The 20,654-nt window shown below is 69.1% G+C and carries 27 protein-coding genes, 1 other RNA gene and 1 pseudogene; 15 read left to right on the top strand and 14 right to left on the bottom strand.

From position 1 onward, the window contains the following. Positions 1 to 64: 64 nt before the first annotated feature. On the bottom strand, positions 65 to 619 hold the full coding sequence (locus VGC56_RS07850) for a tetratricopeptide repeat protein (RefSeq protein WP_464124323.1): 555 nt from the start codon (positions 617 to 619) through the stop codon (positions 65 to 67). Between the two features lie 47 nt (positions 620 to 666). Next, positions 667 to 1,713: a phage shock protein operon transcriptional activator gene (pspF, locus tag VGC56_RS07845; RefSeq protein WP_464124322.1), complete on the bottom strand. Its 1,047-nt coding sequence runs from the start codon at positions 1,711 to 1,713 to the stop codon at positions 667 to 669. A 167-nt stretch (positions 1,714 to 1,880) separates the two neighbouring features. On the opposite strand from pspF, the gene VGC56_RS07840 reads away from it, so the two are divergent. From VGC56_RS07840 to VGC56_RS07790, 11 genes are all read left to right on the top strand, one after another. Continuing rightward, on the top strand, positions 1,881 to 2,012 hold the full coding sequence (locus tag VGC56_RS07840) for a hypothetical protein (RefSeq protein WP_464124321.1): 132 nt from the start codon (positions 1,881 to 1,883) through the stop codon (positions 2,010 to 2,012). Between the two features lie 112 nt (positions 2,013 to 2,124). Then, entirely contained in the window at positions 2,125 to 2,799 is a 675-nt protein-coding gene (gene pspA, locus VGC56_RS07835) for a phage shock protein PspA (RefSeq protein WP_464124320.1), read from the top strand. Between the two features lie 4 nt (positions 2,800 to 2,803). Next, complete coding sequence (pspB, locus tag VGC56_RS07830) at positions 2,804 to 3,124, top strand: envelope stress response membrane protein PspB (protein ID WP_464124319.1); 321 nt, start codon at positions 2,804 to 2,806, stop codon at positions 3,122 to 3,124. After that, positions 3,121 to 3,504, top strand: a complete 384-nt coding sequence (gene pspC, locus VGC56_RS07825; RefSeq protein ID WP_464124318.1) for an envelope stress response membrane protein PspC — start codon at positions 3,121 to 3,123, stop codon at positions 3,502 to 3,504. Before pspB ends, pspC begins: the two co-directional genes overlap by 4 nt. 32 nt (positions 3,505 to 3,536) lie before the next feature. Further along, positions 3,537 to 3,797, top strand: coding sequence for a hypothetical protein (locus VGC56_RS07820; RefSeq protein ID WP_464124317.1), 261 nt, complete (start codon positions 3,537 to 3,539; stop codon positions 3,795 to 3,797). Positions 3,798 to 3,822: 25 nt separating this feature from the next. Continuing rightward, entirely contained in the window at positions 3,823 to 4,149 is a 327-nt protein-coding gene (locus VGC56_RS07815; RefSeq protein ID WP_464124316.1) for a hypothetical protein, read from the top strand. Positions 4,150 to 4,160: 11 nt separating this feature from the next. Then, on the top strand, positions 4,161 to 4,427 hold the full coding sequence (locus VGC56_RS07810) for a hypothetical protein (protein ID WP_464124315.1): 267 nt from the start codon (positions 4,161 to 4,163) through the stop codon (positions 4,425 to 4,427). Positions 4,428 to 4,436: 9 nt separating this feature from the next. After that, positions 4,437 to 4,667, top strand: a complete 231-nt coding sequence (locus VGC56_RS07805) for a hypothetical protein (protein WP_464124314.1) — start codon at positions 4,437 to 4,439, stop codon at positions 4,665 to 4,667. Continuing rightward, complete coding sequence (locus tag VGC56_RS07800; protein WP_464124313.1) at positions 4,664 to 4,885, top strand: hypothetical protein; 222 nt, start codon at positions 4,664 to 4,666, stop codon at positions 4,883 to 4,885. The genes VGC56_RS07805 and VGC56_RS07800 overlap by 4 nt, the downstream gene beginning before the upstream one ends. A 38-nt stretch (positions 4,886 to 4,923) precedes the next feature. Further along, entirely contained in the window at positions 4,924 to 5,331 is a 408-nt protein-coding gene (locus VGC56_RS07795; protein ID WP_464124312.1) for a SufE family protein, read from the top strand. Between the two features lie 47 nt (positions 5,332 to 5,378). After that, positions 5,379 to 5,765, top strand: coding sequence for a PaaI family thioesterase (locus tag VGC56_RS07790; protein WP_464124380.1), 387 nt, complete (start codon positions 5,379 to 5,381; stop codon positions 5,763 to 5,765). Here VGC56_RS07790 and VGC56_RS07785 read toward each other — a convergent pair. The 9 genes from VGC56_RS07785 to VGC56_RS07745 all read right to left on the bottom strand — a co-directional run bounded on the left by VGC56_RS07785 (position 5,749) and on the right by VGC56_RS07745 (position 13,454). Then, positions 5,749 to 6,288 carry a J domain-containing protein gene (locus VGC56_RS07785; protein ID WP_464124311.1) on the bottom strand — a complete coding sequence of 180 codons (540 nt, stop codon included), beginning with the start codon at positions 6,286 to 6,288 and terminating at the stop codon, positions 5,749 to 5,751. The two genes, VGC56_RS07790 and VGC56_RS07785, sit on opposite strands and share 17 nt — an antisense overlap. A 56-nt stretch (positions 6,289 to 6,344) precedes the next feature. Continuing rightward, an RNA gene (gene rnpB, locus VGC56_RS07780) (RNase P RNA component class A) lies at positions 6,345 to 6,709 on the bottom strand. Positions 6,710 to 6,715: 6 nt separating this feature from the next. Then, positions 6,716 to 7,411, bottom strand: a complete 696-nt coding sequence (locus tag VGC56_RS07775) for an N-acetylmuramoyl-L-alanine amidase (RefSeq protein ID WP_464124310.1) — start codon at positions 7,409 to 7,411, stop codon at positions 6,716 to 6,718. A gap of 34 nt (positions 7,412 to 7,445) precedes the next feature. Further along, positions 7,446 to 8,285: a CheR family methyltransferase gene (locus VGC56_RS07770; protein ID WP_464124309.1), complete on the bottom strand. Its 840-nt coding sequence runs from the start codon at positions 8,283 to 8,285 to the stop codon at positions 7,446 to 7,448. Beyond that, positions 8,276 to 9,391 (bottom strand): chemotaxis-specific protein-glutamate methyltransferase CheB, encoded by a 1,116-nt coding sequence (cheB, locus tag VGC56_RS07765; protein ID WP_464124308.1) that lies wholly within the window; start codon positions 9,389 to 9,391, stop codon positions 8,276 to 8,278. Before cheB ends, VGC56_RS07770 begins: the two co-directional genes overlap by 10 nt. Beyond that, a complete protein-coding gene (locus VGC56_RS07760) occupies positions 9,388 to 9,753 on the bottom strand; it encodes a response regulator (protein WP_464124307.1) in 366 nt (121 codons plus the stop codon). Before VGC56_RS07760 ends, cheB begins: the two co-directional genes overlap by 4 nt. 73 nt (positions 9,754 to 9,826) lie before the next feature. Beyond that, complete coding sequence (locus VGC56_RS07755) at positions 9,827 to 10,249, bottom strand: chemotaxis protein CheW (RefSeq protein WP_464124306.1); 423 nt, start codon at positions 10,247 to 10,249, stop codon at positions 9,827 to 9,829. Beyond that, positions 10,246 to 12,561, bottom strand: coding sequence for a chemotaxis protein CheA (locus VGC56_RS07750; protein WP_464124305.1), 2,316 nt, complete (start codon positions 12,559 to 12,561; stop codon positions 10,246 to 10,248). The genes VGC56_RS07755 and VGC56_RS07750 overlap by 4 nt, the downstream gene beginning before the upstream one ends. A gap of 251 nt (positions 12,562 to 12,812) precedes the next feature. Beyond that, the gene (locus tag VGC56_RS07745) at positions 12,813 to 13,454 is read right to left on the bottom strand and encodes a histidine phosphotransferase family protein (RefSeq protein ID WP_464124304.1); all 642 of its coding nucleotides are present in this window, start codon (positions 13,452 to 13,454) and stop codon (positions 12,813 to 12,815) included. Between the two features lie 112 nt (positions 13,455 to 13,566). Here VGC56_RS07745 and VGC56_RS07740 point away from each other — a divergent pair, with 112 nt between their 5' ends. From VGC56_RS07740 to mtgA, 4 genes and pseudogenes are all read left to right on the top strand, one after another. After that, positions 13,567 to 14,517 carry an RluA family pseudouridine synthase gene (locus tag VGC56_RS07740; protein WP_464124303.1) on the top strand — a complete coding sequence of 317 codons (951 nt, stop codon included), beginning with the start codon at positions 13,567 to 13,569 and terminating at the stop codon, positions 14,515 to 14,517. A 60-nt stretch (positions 14,518 to 14,577) separates the two neighbouring features. After that, positions 14,578 to 15,480, top strand: a complete 903-nt coding sequence (rpoH, locus tag VGC56_RS07735; RefSeq protein WP_464124302.1) for an RNA polymerase sigma factor RpoH — start codon at positions 14,578 to 14,580, stop codon at positions 15,478 to 15,480. A 115-nt stretch (positions 15,481 to 15,595) separates the two neighbouring features. Next, complete coding sequence (locus VGC56_RS07730; RefSeq protein WP_464124301.1) at positions 15,596 to 16,960, top strand: M28 family peptidase; 1,365 nt, start codon at positions 15,596 to 15,598, stop codon at positions 16,958 to 16,960. A gap of 53 nt (positions 16,961 to 17,013) precedes the next feature. Further along, positions 17,014 to 17,727 (top strand): annotated as a pseudogene (gene mtgA / locus VGC56_RS07725) (monofunctional biosynthetic peptidoglycan transglycosylase); the annotation flags it as partial. A gap of 302 nt (positions 17,728 to 18,029) precedes the next feature. Here the strand turns inward: mtgA and VGC56_RS07720 are convergent. From VGC56_RS07720 to VGC56_RS07710, 3 genes are all read right to left on the bottom strand, one after another. After that, entirely contained in the window at positions 18,030 to 18,353 is a 324-nt protein-coding gene (locus VGC56_RS07720) for a YbaB/EbfC family nucleoid-associated protein (protein WP_464124300.1), read from the bottom strand. Then, positions 18,354 to 19,997, bottom strand: coding sequence for a DNA polymerase III subunit gamma/tau (locus tag VGC56_RS07715; protein ID WP_464124299.1), 1,644 nt, complete (start codon positions 19,995 to 19,997; stop codon positions 18,354 to 18,356). A 275-nt stretch (positions 19,998 to 20,272) separates the two neighbouring features. After that, entirely contained in the window at positions 20,273 to 20,611 is a 339-nt protein-coding gene (locus VGC56_RS07710) for a hypothetical protein (RefSeq protein ID WP_464124298.1), read from the bottom strand. Positions 20,612 to 20,654 lie beyond the last annotated feature (43 nt).

Raw genomic sequence — 20,654 nt, 5'->3', positions numbered from 1 at the left:
CGCGAACGCGCGATGGAGGCGAGGGCTCCCTTCCTTCGACGACAAAGGTCACACTAGGGTGACGCTAAGGGCGCTGCACCGAGAAGCGGGCGAGGTCGGTCTGCGGCTCGCGCCATTTGGGCTCGATCCGGTTGGCCTCGCGATAATCGAGATAAGCTTCCTTGATCCGGCCCGTCGTCTCATAGGCGACGGCGCGGCCGTAATAAGCCAGCGCGGGCCGCCGCGTCCGCTTCTCGATCGCGGCGTTGAACAGGCCGATCGCCCCATTCGAATCGCGGCCGGCGCGGACGAGCGCGATACCCTTGTTGAGATAGGCGTCGCCCAAAGCGGGGTCGCGGGCGATGGCGAGATCGAAATCGGCGATGGCGGCCTCGGTCCTGCCGGTGCGCAGCTTCAAGATACCGCGGTTGACGTAGGTGGCGACCCGGTCCGCGTCCCCGAGGGCTTCCTCGGCGAGAGCGCGGTCGCAATTGCCGATACTGTCCCAGGCGGGCGAGGCACGCGCTTCGGCGGCCTCGTAGCAGATCCGGGCCGACGTGTTGCCGATCACCATCACGGCGCCGCCCGCGGGGCCCGCAAAGGCCGCCAAAGCGGCCCCGAAGAGGAATTTACCGGTCATAGCCCAGTCCTCCTGCAATGCGTGCGAGCATAGCAGGATTTGCCGGTTCACGCCATGAGCTGGTGGCGCTTCATCGCGTGGCGGAGCTGGTCGTAGGTGAGCTGCAAAGCGGAGGCCGCCTGGCGTTGATTCCAGCGGCATTTTTCGAGCGCCGCGGCGAGGATCGCCTTTTCATATTCGGCGACGGCGAGGCGGAAATCGGCGCAGCCCGACGGGTCCCATGGCGGCGACGGCATCGGGGGCCCCCCTTCCGGCGGGAGGATTTCGACCGTCGGCCGCGACTCGGCCTCTTCGCTCGCGCCGGGGCCCTTCAATGGCCGCCAGGGCGATTCGAACGGGTCGAACTGCACGGCGTCGATCGGGTTCGTCGCATCGCCCCAGCGGTAGACGGCGCGCTCGACGACGTTGCGCAGCTCGCGGACGTTGCCGGGCCAATTATATTCGAGCAGCCGGTTCATCGCGCCGCTGCTGAAGCCCGGCCAGCTCTGCCATTCGAGCTCCAGTCCCATGCGGCGGCCGAAATGATCGGCCAGGACGGGGATGTCGCTGGAGCGGTGGCGCAGCGGCGGCAACGTCACCACCTCGAAGCAAAGGCGGTCGAGAAGGTCGGCGCGGAAACGGCCTTCGTCGGCGAGCCGCGGCAGATGCTCGTTGGTCGCCGCGACGATGCGGACGTCGACGCGCAGGGGCTTGGAGGCGCCGATCCGGGTCACCTCGCCATATTCGACGGCGCGCAGCAACCGCTCCTGCGCGCCCATGCTCAAGGTGGCGAGCTCGTCGAGGAACAAGGTGCCGCCGTCGGCTTCTTCGAAGCGGCCGATGCGGGTCTTGGTGGCGCCGGTGAACGAACCGGCTTCGTGGCCGAACAGCTCCGCCTCGATCAACGTCTCGGGTAGCGCGGCGCAGTTCATGGTGACGAGCGGTCCGTCCCAGCGGCTTGAGAGATGGTGGAGGCGCTCGGCGATAAGCTCCTTGCCGGTGCCGCGCTCGCCGATGACAAGCACCGGCCGGTCGAGCGGCGCGGCTCGGCTGGCACGCTCAACGGCGTCGAGGAAGGACGAGGACTGGCCGACCAGCTGGGTGTTGCGCTCCATGGCCAACATTTGGCGCATTTTCCCGACGCTTGGCAAGTGCGCACGCGACAACAATGAGTGTGAAGCCATGAAAATGGCGGATTTCCGCCACTCCCGCCACTTGGCACGCCTCTTGTTAAGGAGAGAATACACCGCAAAAGCGGGACGAGATTTCAGGGAGACCGAAAATGTTCAACATGGGGAAATTCGCGCAGGGCTTCGTCGCCATCCTGCTCGCCGCCACCTGCACCGCCACCGCCGTCACGGCGGCCGTCGGTCCGGCGCGCGCAGCCGAGACGGCCGTCGTAAGCCTTGCCTGACAACAATAACCGGGTCAGGCTGCGTACAGCCTGGTCCGGCGGCAGGGGCTCGGGGGCTTCGCACCCCCTTGGCGCCCCCGGCCTCTGCCGGCCCAGTGAATAGGAGTAAGGAATGGGTATCTTCTCGCGCACCCGCGACATCGTCGCCGCCAACTTCGCCGACCTTCTCGACAAGGCCGAAGATCCAGCGAAGATGATCCGCATGATCATCCTCGAGATGGAGGAGACGCTCGTCGAGGTGCGTGCGTCGGCGGCCCGCACGATCGCCGATCAGAAGGAGATGCGCCGCCAGATCACCCGTCTCGACAAGCTCCAGGAGAGCTGGGTCGAGAAAGCCGAGCTGGCTCTGTCGAAGGGCCGCGAGGATCTCGCCAAGGCGGCCCTCGTCGAGAAGCAGAAGGCTGCCGACATGGGCGACAGCCTGCGCACCGAGATCGAGGTGCTCGACGACGCGCTCCGCGCCTCCGAGGCCGACATCGCAAAGCTGCAGGGCAAGCTGCGCGAGGCGCGCACCCGGCAGAACGCCATCCAGACGCGGCTCGAGAGCGCCAACCAGCGCACGCGACTTCGGGAAATGTACCAGGGGCCCAAGGTCGACGACGCCTTCTCGCGCTTCGACGTACTGGAGCGCCACGCCGATCTCGCGGAGGGCCGGGCCGATGCGCTGGCGCTGGGCGCGCCGCCCAAGACGCTCGACGAGGAAATCGCCGAGCTTCGCAATTCCGAAAAGGTCGACGCCGAGCTCGAAGCGCTCAAGGCGCGCATGAGCCAGAGCAAGGAGGGCTGATCAGATGGGCTCTGAAGTCATCATCATCCCGATCCTGTTCATCGGGCTCCCGTGGATCATCTTCCACTACATCACCCAGTGGAAGAAGAATGCGTCGATCACCCGCGAGGACGAGAATCTGCTCGACGAGCTGTTCGACCTCGCCCGCCGCCTCGACGACCGGATGTGCTCCATCGAGCGGATCATGTCGGCCGAGAATCCGAACTGGCGCCAGGTCGGCTGCGATCCGGTCGACGCCGCCCTCGAAAGCCGGGTTGCCGGCGAACTCGACACGCTTCGCGGCTCCACGAGGAGCAGCAGCACCGCAGGAAGGATCCGGGGATGAGCGCCCGTCACACCAAATTCTATCTCGATAAGCAGAACAAGAAATGGAAGGGCGTCTGCGCGGGGATCGCCGATTATACCGGCTTCGACGCGACCTTGATCCGCATCGGCCTGGTCGTCCTGACCTTCGTCGGCGGCTTCCCCTGGACGCTGATCGCTTATTGGGTCGCCGCCTGGATCGCGCCGGTCAAGCCGCACGAGCTGATCGCCGAGACGCCCGAGCAGGCCAAGTTCTGGCAGGGCGTGCGCACCTCACCGGCGCGCACCGTCCGCGACGTCCGCTCCCGCTTCCGTGAGATCGACCGCCGCCTTGCCGACGTCGAGACCTACGTCACCAGCTCCAACGGGCGCCTCGCCCGCGAGATCGAGAGCCTGCGCTGAACGCGAGGGTTTGAAGGGGGAATGAGATGAACATGGCTTTGCTGATACCGATCGTGGCCATAAGCATTGGGCCGATCGCCTGGGTCGCCAACAACTGGATCCGCGCCAAGCACGGCTATCCATTGGAGAGCCGGAAGGGCGGCGTCACCGTCCGCGAGGATCCCGCGCTCGCCGCCGAAAATGCGGCGCTGAGGAGCCAGGTGGAACGGCTGGAGGACCGCCTGCGGGTGCTCGAGCGGATCGCGACCGATCCCGCGGAGCGTACCGCGCGCGAGATCGAAGCGCTGCGCTGAGCAAGGATCTGGGGACGAACGAGACATGGACCCGCAAAAGCTTCTATTCTTTCGGGAGATCATCCCGTTCATCATCGCCGTGACGGCGATCGGCGTCGGCGGCTGGGTGATCACCACCTGGATGCGGATCAAGCACGGCTATCCGCTCGACGGCGCTTGGGGCCAGGCAATCTATCCCAGGAAGAGCGACGAGGCGATGGAGCGGATCCGGCTGCTCTCCTCGGAGAATGCGCAACTGCGCGCCGAGCTGGGTTCCGTGAAGGACCGGCTCGCCAACGTCGAGCGGATCGTCACCGACGACAGCCACCGGCTCACGCAGGAAATCGAAGCCCTGCGCCTGCCCAAGAATTGAGGGGAACGGACATGCACGGAGCAGGAATACTCATCCCGATCGTCGCCCTGATGATCCCCATCGTCGCGATCCTGTCGCGCACCATGAGCCGCTTCCTGGCGCTCAAGGAAAAGCAGTTGCAGGCGGTCGGCTCGCAGTCGGCGGAAAAGGCGGCGCAATATGCGGCGCACACCGAGCGGCTCGAACAGCGGGTGCGGGTGCTGGAGCGGATCGTCACCGACAAGGGAATCGTCGTCTCGGACGAAATCGAGCGGCTGCGCGACGACCGCGTGAATTAAGGAACGAACATGCCCTACGAGTTCATCCTCGGCGTCATCGCCATCGTCATGATCGCCAGCGTCATCAAAACGATCGCGAAGAACAACCCGCGGGTTCCGGCGCCGCAGCCCGACCCGGAGGCGGCGCGGCTGCGCGACGAGGTGAAGGTCTTGAAGGACCGCATCGCCGTCCTCGAGCGGATCGCCACCGACAAGAGCAGCCGCCTGGAGCATGAGATCGAGGAGCTGAGGGACCGGTGACCGACGCCGCGGCGCCCCTTTTGGTCTTCGCGCTGGCGAGCGTCATCGCGCTGGCGCTGCTGAGCTACGCGGCGCTCCGCGCCTGGCACGGCTGGCTGGACCTGCGCCGCGCCGCCCTCGCCGCGGGACAGGCGCCGAGCCCCGCCGGCCTCGACGTCGCCGCGCTGCGCCAGCGGGTGCGCCGGCTGGAGGCGATCGCGAGCGGCGTCGAGCGCTGAGGCTTGCGGGGCCGCGCGGCTCTGCTACGCCGCCCGCCATGCCTCCCCTCGACGACATCTACGGCGATTACGAACTGCTGGAGCCGGACGACCGCTACCGGCTGCTGATCGACCTCGGCCGCGCGCTGGAGCCGATGCCGGACGCGCTGAAGGCCGACGCGAGCCTCGTGCGCGGCTGCTCGGCGTCGGTCTGGCTCTATCCCCTCCCCCGCGACGACGGCCGGCTACACTTCCTCGCCGACAGCAATGCGGCGATCACCAAGGGGATCGTCGCGCTGGTCCTGGCGGCGGTGCAGGATCGGACGCCGGCGGAGATCCTCGCCGCCGATTTCGAGGGGCTGCTGGCCCCGTTCGACCTCAAGAACCAGCTGAGCTCCAACCGCACCCAGGGCATTCCGAACATGATCGCCCTGGTGCGGGCGACGGCGCAGCGGCTCGCCGGGTGAGCCGCTTCGATTTCACGGCTGGGTTCGACCCTGAGCGCTTCACGTCGATGGTCCGCCGGGTCGGCCACGGCGGCGCGCTCGGTATCCATTATGTCGGCCACGGTGCGGACTGGGTCGAGCTTGGGCTGGACTACGATCAGAAGCTGGTCGGAGTGGTGGAGACCGGCGTCTTGGCCTCGGGGCCGATCATCAGCCTGATGGACATGGCGACGAGCATGGCGATCTGGGTGCGGCTCGGCCGCTTCCGCCCGCAGGCGACGCTCGACATGCGGGTCGACTATCTCCGCCCGGCGACGCCCGGCCGCCGCATCCTCGGCCGCGGCGAATGCTACGGCCTGACGCGGAGCATCGCCTTCGTCCGCGGCACCGCCCATGATGGCGACCCGGACGACCCCGTTGCCCACGTCACAGGAACGTTCATCGGGACGGAGTGACGGTCCGCCGTTCCTCGGCCTTCTTCAGCACTTCGTACGCCGCCTGGACCGCCTGGAAGCGCTTGGCGGCATCGTCGTCGCCGGGGGCGGCGTCGGGATGATTGGCCTTGGCGAGGCGGCGGTAGGCGGACTTGATCTCGTCGAAGCTCGCGTCGGTCTCGACCTCGAGCACGTCGAGCGCGCGCATCTCCTCGCGCGAGCGGGTGCCGTCGCCGGGGCCGGCCCATGCATATTGGGCGGACTGGCGGTAGCCGTTGTTTCCGCGCCGTTCGTCGGCCTCGCGGTCGGCGGCTTCCTCGGCGCTCAAACCCTGAAAGTAGTTCCAGCCGCGATTATATTCGGCGGCGTGCGCCTCGCAGAACAGCCAGCGCTCCGGGTTGTTCGGCGCCTTGGGGGCTGGGTGGTTGCCGGCATTGGTGCAGCCTTCGCGGTCGCACAGGCGAACCTGGGCGGCCTCGCGGGTGCTGCCATAGCCCCGCCAGCGCGGAAAACCCCAGTCGTTGGAACGCGTCGATCTCGCCATCTGAGGCCAGATAGGGGCAAAGCGGCCGCGCCGCCACCCGCTGCATTCAGGGAAAAAGTGCCAGAGGATCTGTAAGCCGGGTTCTGTCCACCGCCCGAAAGCGGATGGGCGACCATTCCTCTAGGAGACGGATCGCTCCGCCCCTCCAGCAACCAACCCGGACGACATCGGCCGCAGCGAGCCCGCCGTCCCTATTCGGTCTTGCTCCCGGTGGGGTTTACCGTGCCGGCGCCCGTTACCGGGTCCGCGGTGGGCTCTTACCCCACCCTTTCACTGTCGCAGGACCGAAGCCTGTGCGACCTGCTTTCTGTTGCACTGTCCCTGGGGTCGCCCCCGCCGGGCGTTACCCGGCACCGTTGCTACTTGGAGCCCGGACTTTCCTCGCCCCGCTTGCGCAGGCCGCGGTCGCCCGATCCTCTGGCGGGGACTATGTAGCCGGTGCGCTCTTCGGGTCCAAGAGGAGTCCCAATAGGATCGCGCGGCATTCGCCGTCGATGATGCCGTCCACCATTTCGGGGCGGTAGCGGCGCTGGAAGGCGGTCACCGCTTTCTTGGCATCGTGGACGTCGTAGCCGAACCGCTCGAGCGCGAGCAGGAAGCCGCCGTCGGTCCAGTGCGGGTCCATGAGGTTGGCGGTGGGGCGGGCCATGGCGAGGCCCAGTTTGGCGAAGCGGCCCCAGGGGAAGAGCTCCCCCGGATCCTCCTTGCGGCGCGGCGCGATGTCGGAATGGCCGACCACGTAGGGCGGACGGATCTTGTGGCGCCGGACGATGTCGGCGACCAGCGGGATCAGCGCGTCGATCTGCGGGATCGGGAACGGCCGGTAGCCGAATTCGTGGCCGGGATTGACGATCTCGATGCCGATGCTGGCTGAATTGATGTCCTGGATGCCGCGCCACCAGGATTTGCCGGCGTGCCAAGCGCGCTTGTCCTCCGCGACGAGACGGAGGATCTGGCCGTCCTCGGCGACGACATAATGAGACGAGACGCCGGATTCGGGATTGCGCAGCCAGGCGATCGCCGAGGCCGCGTCGCGCATGCCGGTATAATGGAGGACGAGCATCGAGACGGGGGCGTCCCGCTCGTTGAAATTGGGAGAGGGCGCGTCGATGATGTCGCTCATGGCGGCGCCAAACCGCGCCAAAAACCGCCGCGCGTCAAGAGGCTGCGGCGAGCCTGTGCGGCTCCGGGGCGCGCAGATAGAGGCCGCGGCAATCGGGATCGGTGACGAAGGCGTCGGTCTGGCCGATCACCGTCTCCCCCGCCCCCAGCATCAGCAGCGAATCGGGCGCCGCCGCGCCGGCGAGGCGGGAAAAGACGGTGCGCCGCCGCTCCGCGCAGAAATAGAGCAGCACGTTGCGGCAGAGGATCATGTCGAAGCTGGCCGGCGGCGGCGGGGCGAGATCGAGCAGGCTCCTTATCTCGAAGCGGACCATGCGGCGGATCTCGTCGGCGAGCTGCCAGGTCTGGCCGTCCTGCTCGGCGAACCAGCGCATCATCTGGGTGACGGCGAGGCCGCGCTGCACCTCGAACTGGGTGTAGACGCCCTTGCGGGCCTTTTCGACGGCGGCGCGGGAGACGTCGGTGCCGAGGATGTCGATGGTCCAGCCGGCCCAGCGGGTCTTCTGCTCGGCAAAGCGCATGGCGATCGAATAGGCTTCCTGCCCCGTCGAGCAGCCGGCGCACCAGATGCGGAGGCGCTTGGCTTGGGCGCGGGTGCGCTCGACGCGGGAGAGCGCCGGGCCGAGCAGCAGGTCGAAGGCGGGGCGGTCGCGGTAGAAAAAGGTCTCGTTGTTGAGCAACGCCTCGACCACCGCCTCGGCGAGCATCGGCTCGCGGGCAAGGGCGGCGACGAGGCGGTCGGGGGAACCGTAATCGCGGACGAAGGGCTGGAGGGCGCTTTCGATGCGCCAGCGGCGGCTGACGGCGAGGCGCTGGCCGGTCCGCGCTTCGAGCAGGCCGGCGAGGATGCGGGCGGAGGCGTCGCTCAGCTCCATGCCGGCCTCCGCGCGCGCTCGGCCACGTAGTGGGCAAGTTCGGCCGGCGGGGCGATGCGCGAGGCGAGGCCGGCGCCGGCAATGGCGCCCGGCATCCCCCAGACGGCGCTGGAGCCCTTGTCCTGGGCGAGGAGGACGCCGCCGCGGGCGGCGAGGCTGCGGCCCCCCGCCAGGCCGTCGCGGCCCATGCCGGTCAGGACGACGCCGAGGCCGCTGCGGCCATAGAGGCCGGCGACGGCGCCGAGCATCACGTCGGCGCTGGGCAGGCAGCCGCTCGCGGCGGGCGCGGTGTCGAGGCGAACGCGGACGCGGCTGCCCTGCTGCTCGAGCGAGAGGTGGGCGTCGCCCGGGGCGATGAGGATGTGATCGGCGCGCAGTTCCATCCCCTCCTCCGCGACCCGCGCCGGGCGGCCGGAAGCGGCGGCGACCTGGCAGGCGAAGAAGGGCATGAACAAAGCCGGGAGGTGCTGGGTGACGAGGATCGGTGCGCCGACCCGCGGCGGCAGCTTTTCCAGGAAGGCGCCGATGGCGTGGAGGCCGCCGGTCGAGGCAGCGATGGCGAGGCAGCCGAGGCGATACGGCTCGACCTCGCGCAGCGGCGGCAGCGAGGCTTCGGCTGGGGAGGCGGCGCGGAAAAGCGGCGCGTCGGCCCCCTCGTTGCGGCCGATCTTGCGCAGCCGCTCGGCGAGGACGGAGGCGAAGCGCCCGGCGAAATTCTCGGTGCCCGGCTTCGGCAAGGTGTCGGCGGCGCCCATGGCGAGGGCCTTCACCACCGCTTCGGCGCCGGCTTCGCATTGCGACGAGACGACGAGGACGCGCGCGCCGCGGCCCAGACGAAGGATCTCGGGCAGCACTTCGAGGCCGGTGCGGCCGGGCATCTCGACGTCCAGCAGGACGATGTCGACCCGGACCCGCTTCAGCGCCTCGACCGCCTCGGCGGCATTGGCGGCGGTGGCGGCGATCTCGAAGCCGCGCTGGCTGGTGACCATCCGCGACAAGACGGCGCGAGCCACGGCGGAATCGTCGACGATGAGGAGGCGAATCGGCGGCGGCGCGGCTTTGGGCGGGCCCGCCGGCGGCACGGCCGCGGCGGCGGGACGGTTCACGCCACCCCGACGATCTGCAGCTTGCTCTCCAGCGTCTCGCGGTCGAACGGCTTCATGACATATTCGTCGGCCCCGGCCTCGATCGCGGCGCGGATATGGGCGGTGTCGTTCTCCGTCGTGCAGAAGACGACCTTGGGCTGGGTCGAGAATTCGCGCGCGCGCAGCGTGCGGAGGAACTCCATCCCGCCCATCACCGGCATGTTCCAGTCGAGGAGGACCACATCGGGCATCTTCGCCTCGCAGCGCGAGAGGGCCTCGCGGCCGTCCTCGGCCTCGTCGACCGCGAACTGGAGCGTCTCCAGGATGTGGCGCGCCACCTTCCGGATGACCTTCGAATCGTCGACGACGAGGCAGCTCTTCATGATCGATCGTCTCGCTTTTCTAAACCTGTGGCAGGCACGGTAACGGCAATTGGTAAGGACAGACTTAAAGAGGTTAAGCCGCTTCGGCGGCCGGGCCGGCTATCAAAGCCGGCAAATCGAGGAGCAGCATGAGGCTTCCCTCGGCCTCGACGGCGGCACGGGCGACGCGGCTCCAGCCGGGGCCGGCGGAGGCGCCGAGCGGGCGCGGCTCACCGCCTTCGACCACGTCTTCGACCGTGTCGACGAGCAATGCGTAGGGGTGGCCGTCGACGATCGCGACGACGGCATCGCGCGGGCTTTCGGTCGGGCCGAAGCCCAGGGAGGCGCGGGCGTCGATGACCGTGAGGACGCGGCTGCGCAGCGCCGAGAGACCGGCGACGTGCGGCGCGGCGCCGGGAACGGGGGCGATGGCCTCGATCTCCACGACCGACTCCATTGCGTCGGCAAGGAGCGCGACGCGCTGCCCGGCAAGGGTGAGGACGAGGACGAGGCTCATGCGCGCTTCCTTCCTTCTGTCAGAGCACGGAGCAGGGCGTCGCGGTCGTAGCGGTGGATGCTGTCATCCCCCTCCCCTGCCGGCTCGGCGGCGGCGCGGAGGCGCAGGACACGTCCGGTGGTCGCGGGCGGCGGGGCGGAGGCGTCGGTGTGGATCACGAGGTCGGCCTCCTCGTCCGGGCCGCCGGTGCGGACTTCGTAGCCCGCCGATTCGACCAGCGGGCGCAGGATGGTCTCGAGGAACGGGTCCTCGGTGGGCAGCAGGCAGATCGGGCGGCGCGCATCGGCGGGCGCGCCGGCGTGGCGGGCGAAGAGCCAGTGGAGGTCGAGAAGCTCGACCTGCTCGCCTTCGACCAGCGCGACGCCGCGGATTTCGCCGGGCGCCGACGCCGGGATCGGAGTGCCGGCGAACGGGATGATGTCGACGATCTCGCGCACCGCATAGGCGATCTCGGTCCCCCCGTCGGTGAGGCGGAGGAGGCGGATCTGGCTGTCGGGCTTTGCCGCGCAGCCTTCGAGCGGCAGGATCGCCTCGCCGATCGCGACGCGGAGGCGCCCCGCGGTGGCGGCGATCGCTTCGGCCGGCACTTCCTCGATGCGCTGGGCGGCGCTCGCCTCGACCATGCGCAGCACGCCGGCGAGGGTGCGGAAGAGCAGGAAGGGCGTCGCGGCGCGGGCCGGTGCGGCGCGTTCGGTCTCCTCGATTTCCTTGCGGGCGAACGAGATGCCGGCGCGGGCGGCGATGCCCGGCGGGTCTAGGAGGAGGACGGGGCGGCCGTCGTCGGCGAGGGTAGTGCCGGCGTAGAGGCCTGCCGCCATGACGGCGGGCGCGGCGGGCTTCACCACCAGCTCCTCATGGTCCTGCACGGCATCGACGGCGAGGGCGTAGAGGCCGCCACCCGCGGGCTTCAGCACCACCAGCATGCGGTCTTCGGGTTCGGTGGCGGGCGGCAGGCCGATGATCTCCGCGAAATCGACCAGCGGCAGGCGGCGGTCCCGGACGGTGGCGACGGCGGCGCGGCCGAGCCGTTCGACGCGGACGGCGCCGCCCTTCACCCGCACGATCTCCTCGATCGCCGAGCGCGGAATGGCGAAGGCCTGGCCGGCGACGCGGACGGTCAGCGCCGGGATGATGGTGAGGGTCAGCGGCACGCGCAGGGTGAAGGTGACGCCCTCTCCCTTCCGGCTGTCGACCTCGACGATGCCGCCGATCCGCTCGACGTTGGCGCGGACCACGTCCATGCCGACGCCGCGGCCGGAGAGATTGGTCACTGCCGCTGCGGTGGAGAGGCCGGCCTCGAAGATCAGGGCCGTCTTCTGCGCCGGGGTGAGCTGCGCGGCGGCTTCGGCGGTGAGGGTGCCGGTGGCGAGAGCTTTCTCGACGAGGCGGTCGCCGTCGATGCCGCGGCCGTCGTCGGAAATTTCAATGAGGATCTGGTTGCCGGCCTGGCGGGCGGAGACGGTGAGGCGGCCGCCGTCCGACTTACCGGCGCGGCGGCGGTCCTCGCCGGGCTCGATGCCGTGGTCGATCGCGTTCCTGACGATATGGGTCAGCGGATCGCGGATCATCTCGATCATCTCGCGGTCCAGTTCGACGTCGCCGCCGTCTATCTCGAGCGCGACCTTCTTGCCGGTCTCGGTGCCGAGGTCGCGGACCATGCGGGGGAGCGCGGCGAAGAGGTTCTCGATCCGCTGCATGCGGGTGCGGGTGATGGCGTCGCGAAGGTCCGCGACGGTCCCCGACACCCGCTCGAAGCAGGCGGCGACCTCGGCCTCGGCGGCGCCGTCGCGCAGCCGCCTGGCGAGGGCGTTGCGGGCGAGGACGAGATCGGAGATGCCGCTCATCATCCGGTCGAGCAAGTCGACGGGGAGGCGGATGGTGCGGACGGCAGCGCGGGGCGCGGCGGCGGCGGCGGCGTGCTGGACCTCCGGCTGCAGCGCCGGCTCCTCGCGGGAGAGCGCCTCGATCAGCGGCTCGTCGTCGGCGCTGGCGAGCGCTTCGCCGGTCTCGATGGCGTGGACCAGCTCGCCGAGGCGATCGATGGCGGCGAGGACGGCGCTGACGAGACGGTGGTCGGCCTGGCGCTTGCCGGAGCGGACCGCGGCCAGGGCGTCCTCGGCGGCGTGGCTGAGCGCGGTGATGCGCGGCAGGTCGAAGAAGCCGCTATTGCCCTTGACGGTGTGGACGAAGCGGAAAATCTCGTCGAGGCGCGGCCGGTCGTCCGGCGCGCCCTCCCAGGCGACGATGGCGCCGCCCAATGCGCCCAGCATCTCGCTCGTCTCGGCGATGAATTCGTTGAGAAGGTCGTCCATGGCCCCGCCGGTCGCTGTCGGAAGGCTATGGCGGCGGCGTGGTAAAGGGGGGGTTAAAGGGAAGTGGGCGAAAGGCCAGGAGTGTTCAGCCTTAGCCCCCTCTCCCGAGGGGAGAGGGTTGGGGTGAGGGGTTCTGCCTCATGAGATTATCCGCTGAGGCCCGAACCCCCTCACCCTACCCTCTCCCCCTCGGGGAGAGGGGCTCTTGTGGTAGCGATCTGATCAAGGTCCAGGTCGAGCGCCGTTAACCGTCAGCCCCCCGACGGCACGCTGGCCCCGATCAGGAGGACGCCCTCCTCCTGGTCGGCGACCTGGATTTCGCCGCGGCTGTCTTCGACGAGGCAGTGGGCGAGCCAGGCGGCGGCGGCGCGGGGGGCAAGGCTGTCTTCCTCGGTCTCGCCGAGGAGGACCTTCTTGAGCTCGGGATCGAGGACGATGCGCGGCCCTTCGGCGCGGACGACGATGTCGAGGCCGGCATCGTGCTTCTCGGCGCCGACGTCGAGGCGGCCGCCGCGGACCAGAGCGTCGCCGGCGATGAGGACGAGGTTGAGGAGCACCTTCAGCGCCGCCTTGCCCATGGTCGGCTCGTCGACCATCCAGCCCAGTTGGATGCGGCCGTCGCCGCCGAACAGGCCTTCGATGGCGACGCGGGCCTCGCGCGTGTCGACTTCGTCGCCGAAGCCGCCGGCGGCGCCGAAAGCCAGGCGGAAGAATTTCAGCTTGTTCGCCGACGCCCGCGCGCTCTCGCCGAGCAGGTCCAGGCAGCGGGCGCGCATCTCCGGATCGTGCTCGTCCGAGAGCAGTTCGATGCCGTTGTTGAGCGCGCCGACCGGCGACAGCAGGTCATGGCAGAGGCGCGAACAGAGAAGGCTCGCAAATTCGTGGGATTTCATGGCGAAAGGCTGCCCCCGTTCGACGACGTCCGCCCCTAATGGCGGCATGGGATTCGGCTGGCAACCCGCAGAGGCTTGATATCCATCACATCCACTCCACATCGGGTGAGGAATGACCCGGGGGGAGTCTCACATCACCGCCACCATCGCCGACGACGCCGCCGGCTGGCGCCTCGACAGGGCGCTCGCCGCAGCCGTTCCGACCCTGTCGCGCGAGCGGCTGAAGGCGCTCATCTCGAGCGGGCGGGTGACGGGCCCGCGAGGGCTGGTGCGGGATCCGGCGGCGAAGGCGCTGGCGGGGCCCTATGAGGTCGACGTGCCGGCGCCGGTGGCGGCGCATAACGAGGCGCAGGACATCGCGCTCGAGATCGTCTTCGAGGACGAGCATCTGCTGATCGTCGACAAGCCGGCGGGGATGGTGGTGCACCCGGCGGCGGGGAATTTCGACGGCACTTTGGTCAACGCCCTCCTCCATCATTGCGCCGGCCGGCTGAGCGGCATCGGCGGGGTGGCGCGGCCGGGGATCGTGCACCGGATCGACAAGGATACGTCGGGGCTGCTCGTCGTCGCCAAGACCGACGTGGCGCACGAGGGGCTGGCGGCGCAGTTCGCGAAGCACAGCATCGAGCGGCGCTACCGGGCGATCGTCGCGGGGCGGCCGAACCCGGCGGAGGGCAAGGTCGACGCCGCCCTCGCCCGCTCGTCGGCCAACCGGCAGAAGATGGCGATCGTCGAGGCGGATCGGGGCAAACGCGCCGTGACGCACTACAAGATGATCCGGCCGCTGAAGGACGCCACATTGGTCGAATGCCGGCTCGAAACCGGGCGGACGCACCAGGTTCGGGTCCACATGACCTCGCTCGGGCATCCTTTGCTCGGCGATCCGGTCTACGGGCGCATCCGGCAGGGCCTTCGGGACGTACTGAAAGAACTGGGTTTCGAGCGCCAGGCCCTGCATGCCGCGGAGCTTGGTTTCATCCATCCGGTGACACGGGCGGCCTTGTCGTTCAAAAGCGACATTCCGTCCGATATGCAGGAACTGTTAAGCGCGCTTGCGCTATAGACACGAACGGACCGGCAAGGATCGCAAAGATCACCGGATACCAGGGAGCGAGCAAAGACGATGGCAAGCGGTAAGAGCGTAGCGACCATTCCCGCCATGGGCGGCGAGGCGGGCCTCAACCGCTATCTCGCCGAAATCCGGAAATTTCCGATCCTCGCCCCCGAGGAGGAATATATGCTGGCCAAGCGCTGGACCGAGCATCAGGACACCGATGCGGCGGCCAAGCTGGTCAATTCCCACCTGCGCCTCGTCGCCAAGATCGCCATGGGCTATCGCGGCTACGGCCTGCCCGTCAGCGAGCTGATCTCCGAGGGCAATATCGGCCTGATGCAGGGCGTGAAGAAGTTCGAGCCGGAAAGGGGCTTCCGCCTCGCCACCTATGCGATGTGGTGGATCCGCGCCTCCATACAGGAATTCATCCTGCGCTCCTGGTCGCTCGTGAAGATGGGCACCACCGCGGCGCAGAAGAAATTGTTCTTCAACCTCAGGCGGATGAAGAACCAGATCGAGGCGTTCGAGGACGGCGATCTGAAGCCGGCGGACGTCACCAAGATCGCCACCGACCTCGGCGTGTCCGAGGAGGACGTCATCTCGATGAACCGCCGCATGGCGATGGGAGGGGACACCTCCCTGAACGTGCCGCTGCGCGAGGACGGCGAGGGGACCTGGCAGGATTGGCTGGTCGACAATGAGCCGCTGCAGGACGAGCGCGTTGCCGAGGCGCAGGAGACGCGGGTCCGGCACGACCTCCTCGTCGAGGCGATGGAGTCGCTCAACGAGCGCGAGAAGCATATCCTGACCGAGCGGCGGCTGACCGATGAGCCCAAGACGCTCGAGGAATTGAGCCAGGTCTACGACGTCAGCCGCGAACGCATCCGCCAGATCGAGGTCAGGGCGTTCGAGAAGCTCCAGAAGGCACTGATGAGCCTCGCCGGCGAGCGGAGGTTGCTGCCGGCGATGTGATGGGTTCAGGTCGAAGTGGTACTTCGACCTGGGTTGCTCGAGCGCCGTGTCTCTCCGGAGTGACGCGGGGTGACCGGCCCTGTTATGCAAGCTGCGCATAATAAGGGATTTCTCGATGATCGATTCGACGCTCGGCCGGGCTGGCGCGGTTCTCGCTTTGCTGCTTGCGAGCGCACCTGCCTTGGCGGCGCCGGCGGCGCCGTGGGTGGTGAAGCCGGAATGGGTGAAGGCGGACGAGGCCTATCTGGCCAGCGATGCGCTGGCCGGTCGCGGCAGTGCCACGCCGGATGAGGCGAAGGCGGCGGCGTGGGTCGCGTCGCAGTTCGAGCAGTTCGGGCTGGTCCGGGCGCCGGGGATGAGCGGCTACCTACAGACGGCGACAATCGTTCAGCCGAAGCTCGGCGGGGCGCCGGCGCTTGGTGTCGGCGGCCAGAGCGTGGCGGGCTTGACGCTGCTCATGGCGCCGGCCGGCGAAGTGCGCGGGCGGCTCGTTATCGCGACCTCTGACGATCCCGCGGCCCTTCCGGCGGGGGACGTGATTGCCCTCGCCTCTCCCAAGCTGCCGCTGATTCCCATGCTGATGGCGGCGCGCGGGCATGGGGCCAAGCTGCTGCTCGTGCGCGAAAGCGCCGAGACGAAGGGCATCCTGAAGCAGATGGGCGGCGCCGCGCGCATCCCGGGCTATCTGGAGGGCGATGCGCCGGAGTCGATCGCGCTCGCCACGCTGCCGCCTGCCGAGTTCGACCGCCTCGTGCAGAAGCCGGGACAGGAGGTTACGCTGGCGCTCCCGGGGATGACGGCGACGCGGAGCACCACCACCAACGCGTTGGGCTATCTGCCGGGCACCGATCCCGAGGCCGGCGTGCTGCTGCTCAGCGCGCATGTCGACCATCTGGGGCGGCGGCCCGACGGGACGATCATGCATGGCGCGGACGACGATGCTTCGGGCGTGACGGCGGTGCTGGAGCTGGCGCGGGCGCTTGCCGCGGGGCCGCGCAGCCGGCGGGGCATATTGTTCGTCTGCTACGGGTCGGAGGAGATGGGAGGCTTCGGCTCGGCCTATTTCGGCGCGCACCCGCCGGTGCCGCTCTCCAAGATCGCCCTCAATATCGAGTTCGAGATGATCGGGGCGCAGGACCCGAAGCTGCCGCGCGGGGCGCTGATGGTGACGGGCTATGAGCGCTCGAATCTCGCCGAGACGCTGGCGGCGCATGGCGCGCTGGTGGCGCCCGATCCCTATCCCGAGCAGCATTTCTTCGAGCGGTCGGACAATTACCAGCTCGCGCTCAAGGGCGTCGTTGCCCACACCCTGTCCGGCTGGGCGACCACGCCGGTCTATCACCAGCCCACCGACACGATCGCCAACCTCGACCTCCCGTTCATGACCGCCGCGATCCAGTCGCTGATCGAGCCGGTGCGCTGGCTCGCCGCCAGCGACTTCCAGCCCAAGTGGAACGCGGGAGGCCAGCCGAGCCGCTGAACCGCCGCGACGATCGGCGTTGCAGTTCGGCCGGCTTGCCGTAGAGGGCGGCCATGGCACGGACGAGGACACGCGCGCGGGGCCGCCGCGGATGGGGGCGGAGGCTGCTCAACTGGATCGCTGGGCTGATCGTCGGCTTCGTCGTCGTCAGCCTGCTGTGGGTGCTGCTCTATGCGTGGGTGAACCCGCCCTACACGTTCACGATGCTCGCCGACCGGCTGCAGGGGCGCAACGTGGCACGGCAATGGATGCCGATCGCGGCGATCGACCGCGACATGGTGCGCGCCGTCATTGCCGCGGAGGATAGCAAGTTCTGCTCGCATCGCGGCTTCGACGAGGACGCGATCGCGGCGGCGATGAAGCGCAATGCGCGGGGCGGAAACGTCATCCGCGGCGGCTCGACGATCAGCCAGCAGACCGCGAAGAATGCCTTCTTGTGGCAGGGCGGCGGCTATGTCCGCAAAGGGCTCGAGGCGTGGTTCACGCTGCTCATTGAGAATGTCTGGGGGAAGCGCCGGATCATGGAGGTCTATCTGAACCTCGCCGAGACCGGCCTCGGAACCTATGGCGCCAACGCCGCGTCGGAGCGCTATTTCGGGCATGACGCGAGCGCGTTGAACCGCACCGAGGCGGCACGGATCGCGGCGGTTTTGCCCTTGCCCAAGAAGCGCGGTGCGGTGGCGCCCAAGGGCTTCACGCGGCGCTACGGCAACATGATCGCGGCGCGGATTCCGGTGGTGGCGGGGGGCGGGCTGGATGGCTGCGTCTACCGCAATGCGGCGGCGCCCGTGGATCGGCCGGAGCCGGCGGCGCCGAAGGTGCGGCGCAATGCCCCGCCGCCGGCGCAGCAGCCGCTGCCGGGCGAGGAGCTGGAGCAGGCGCAGGGGGCGGGAGCGCCTCCGGAGCAGGCGGTGCCGGAGCCTGCGCCGCCTGCCGAGACGACGAACGGCGCCTGACCGTCATCCCAGCGCAGGCTGGGATCCCAGCGAGGACTGGCGCAGACGCTTTTCACCCCCTGGGACCCCGGCCTTCGCTGGGGTGATGCCGACCGCCGGACCGACGCTCGGCGTCAGAACGGCATCTTGAAGCCCGGCGGGAGTTGCAGCCCGCCGGTGACGTCCTGCATCGAGGCCGCGGCGGCTTCGTCGGCCTTGGCGCGGGCGTCGTTCAAGGCGGCGGCGACGAGGTCCTCGACCATCTGCTTCTCGGAGGGCTGCAGCAGGCTCTCGTCGATCTCGACCGCGATGATCCGGCCCTTGGCGCTGGCGCGGATTTTGACGAGGCCGCCGCCCGACGCGCCCTGAACCTCGACCTTGTCGAGATTGTCGTTGGCCTGCATCAGCTTGGCCTGGGCCTCCTGGGCCATCTTCATGATGTCGTCGAAATCAGGCATTTACGCGCTCCGTTGTTCGTCAAGGCTGTAGCCGGCGAGCTCGGCCCCTGGAAAGGCTTCCAAGGCAGCCCGCACCAAAGGCGCGTCGAGCACCGATTGCTTGACCGCGGCCTCGGCCAACTTCTCCTGCTCGAGCAGGGTCGGCTCGCCGCCGGTGTTGCGATTCTCGAGCGTCCAGGGCTTGCCGGTCAGCTCCTTGAGGGCCGCGGGCAGGTCGCGGAGGCTGATCGGGCCGTTGGCTGAGAAGACGAGCGCGTGGTCGCCGTAGCTGACGACGCGGGCATAATCGTGAAGCTGCTGGGCGAGCTGCCGGCGGCCGCTCGCCTCCAGTCGCTCGACCAGCGCCGGGAAGGAGGGCGGCGCCTGCATCAGCGCGCCCTGCCCGGGTGCTGCCGGGGCGGCGGGGGCGCGCGCGGCGACCGCGTCGCCACTTGCTAGGCGCTCCATCAGGGTGGCGGGATCGGGGAGCTCGGAGGCGTGGATGACGCGGAGCAGCGCCATTTCGGCGGCCTCCAGCGGCATTGGCGCGTTGTGGACTTCGGCGAGGCCCTTCAGCAGCAGCTGCCACAGGCGGTGGACGGCGGCGTAGGAGAGGCGGCTCGACCATTCGGCATACGCCTCCCGCTCCTCAAGCGACTGGGCGGGATCCTGCGCGCCACCGACCTTCGCGCGGGTGATGCCGTGGACGCTTTCGAGCAGGCCGCGCAGCACCGCCGAGGGCTCGACGCCGAGATCGTACTGGTTACGCAGCGCCGCCAGCGCCTCCTGTGCCTCGCCGGCGAGGAGGAGGCCGAGCAGGCGGCGGATGGCGCCGCGGTCGGAGAGGCCGAGCATCGCGCGGACCTGGTCGGCGGTGACGCCGCCGGCGCCGTGGGCGATCGCCTGGTCGAGGATCGAGAGGCCGTCGCGGGCCGAGCCTTCGGCGGCGCGGGCGATGAGGGCGAGCGCGCCCTCCTCCACTTCCACGCCTTCCAGCTTCGAGACTGCGGCGAAATGGGCGGCGAGGGTCTCAGCCGGAATGCGCCTGAGGTCGAAGCGCTGGCAGCGCGAGAGGACGGTGACGGGGACCTTGTTCACCTCGGTCGTGGCGAACAGAAACTTAACGTGGGGAGGGGGTTCTTCCAGCGTCTTGAGAAGCGCGTTGAACGCGTTCTTCGAGAGCATGTGGACTTCGTCGATGATGTAGACCTTGTAGCGCGCCGAGACCGCGGCGTAGCGCACCGCCTCGATGATCTCGCGCACGTCGTCGACGCCGGTGTGGCTGGCGGCGTCCATTTCGACGACGTCGATGTGGCGCCCTTCGGCGATGGCGCGGCACGGCTCGCACACGCCGCACGGCTCGATCGTCGGGCCGCCGGTGCCGTCGGGGCCGATGCAGTTGAGCGCCTTGGCGATGAGCCGGGCGGTCGAGGTCTTGCCGACGCCGCGGACGCCGGTGAGCAGGAAAGCGTGGGCGAGGCGGTCGCGCTTGATCGCGTTGCCGAGCGTCTGGACCATCGCGTCTTGGCCGATCAGCTCCTGGAAGCTTTGCGGCCGGTATTTGCGGGCGAGGACGCGATAGGGCTGCGCCTTGGCCGGCTGGGGCGGCTCGTCGAGGCCGAGCGCACCAAAGCCGGGGGAGTCGTCGGGGGATTCGGAGGACATGGGTTCAACCTAGTGCAGCGCCGGCTCGGGCGCCAGCGGCGGCGGTGCTGTATGCGTGAACAGGGGGAGAACTTTCCGCTTGCAAATCGGCGGGGATTGTGAGAACATAATGTGAATCGCCGGCGCAAGAACCGGGTCTTTGACATTGTTGGATGTCACGAAAACAGCCCGCCCGCCGGGGCTCCCGCGCTCGCCCGCCGCGGGAGCCTCGAAGGCGGGAGCGGTTGCAGGTGGCCGGCGCGGACGCCGGACGCCGCGCGCAGTCGCGCGCCTCGTCATCCGGTCGGAAGTGGGGATTTCCCTCGGGCCGGCACCGACCGTCCCGCCGCCGACGGGTCCGGCGCTGAGCCGGGCGTCGCCGCCCTCGCCGCATCGGCAAGGCTGCCGGTCGCGTCGCCCAGTGTCGCGGCTTCGGCGGCGACGGCACCGTCTTTGTCGTCCGCGCCGGCGCCTACAGCCGAACCTCGTTCGCCGAGCGTGCCGCCCGAAGGGTCACCTTTCCCGCCGATGGTCCCGCCGCCGCTCGAGCCGCCGGTGCTGCCGAGCCCCTCCTTCTCGCGCCCGGCAAGCGCTGCCTCGTTCAATCCGCCTGTCGTATCGGTGGCGTCCGCCATGATCCGCCCTTTCGAGTCTCCTGGCGAAAGAACGGGAGGCAGG

The organism is Allosphingosinicella sp. (genome assembly GCF_036403745.1).
Lineage (GTDB): Bacteria > Pseudomonadota > Alphaproteobacteria > Sphingomonadales > Sphingomonadaceae > Allosphingosinicella.
The sequence above is the reverse complement of the archived record's forward strand: the minus strand, read 5'-3'. Positions and strand labels throughout refer to the sequence as shown.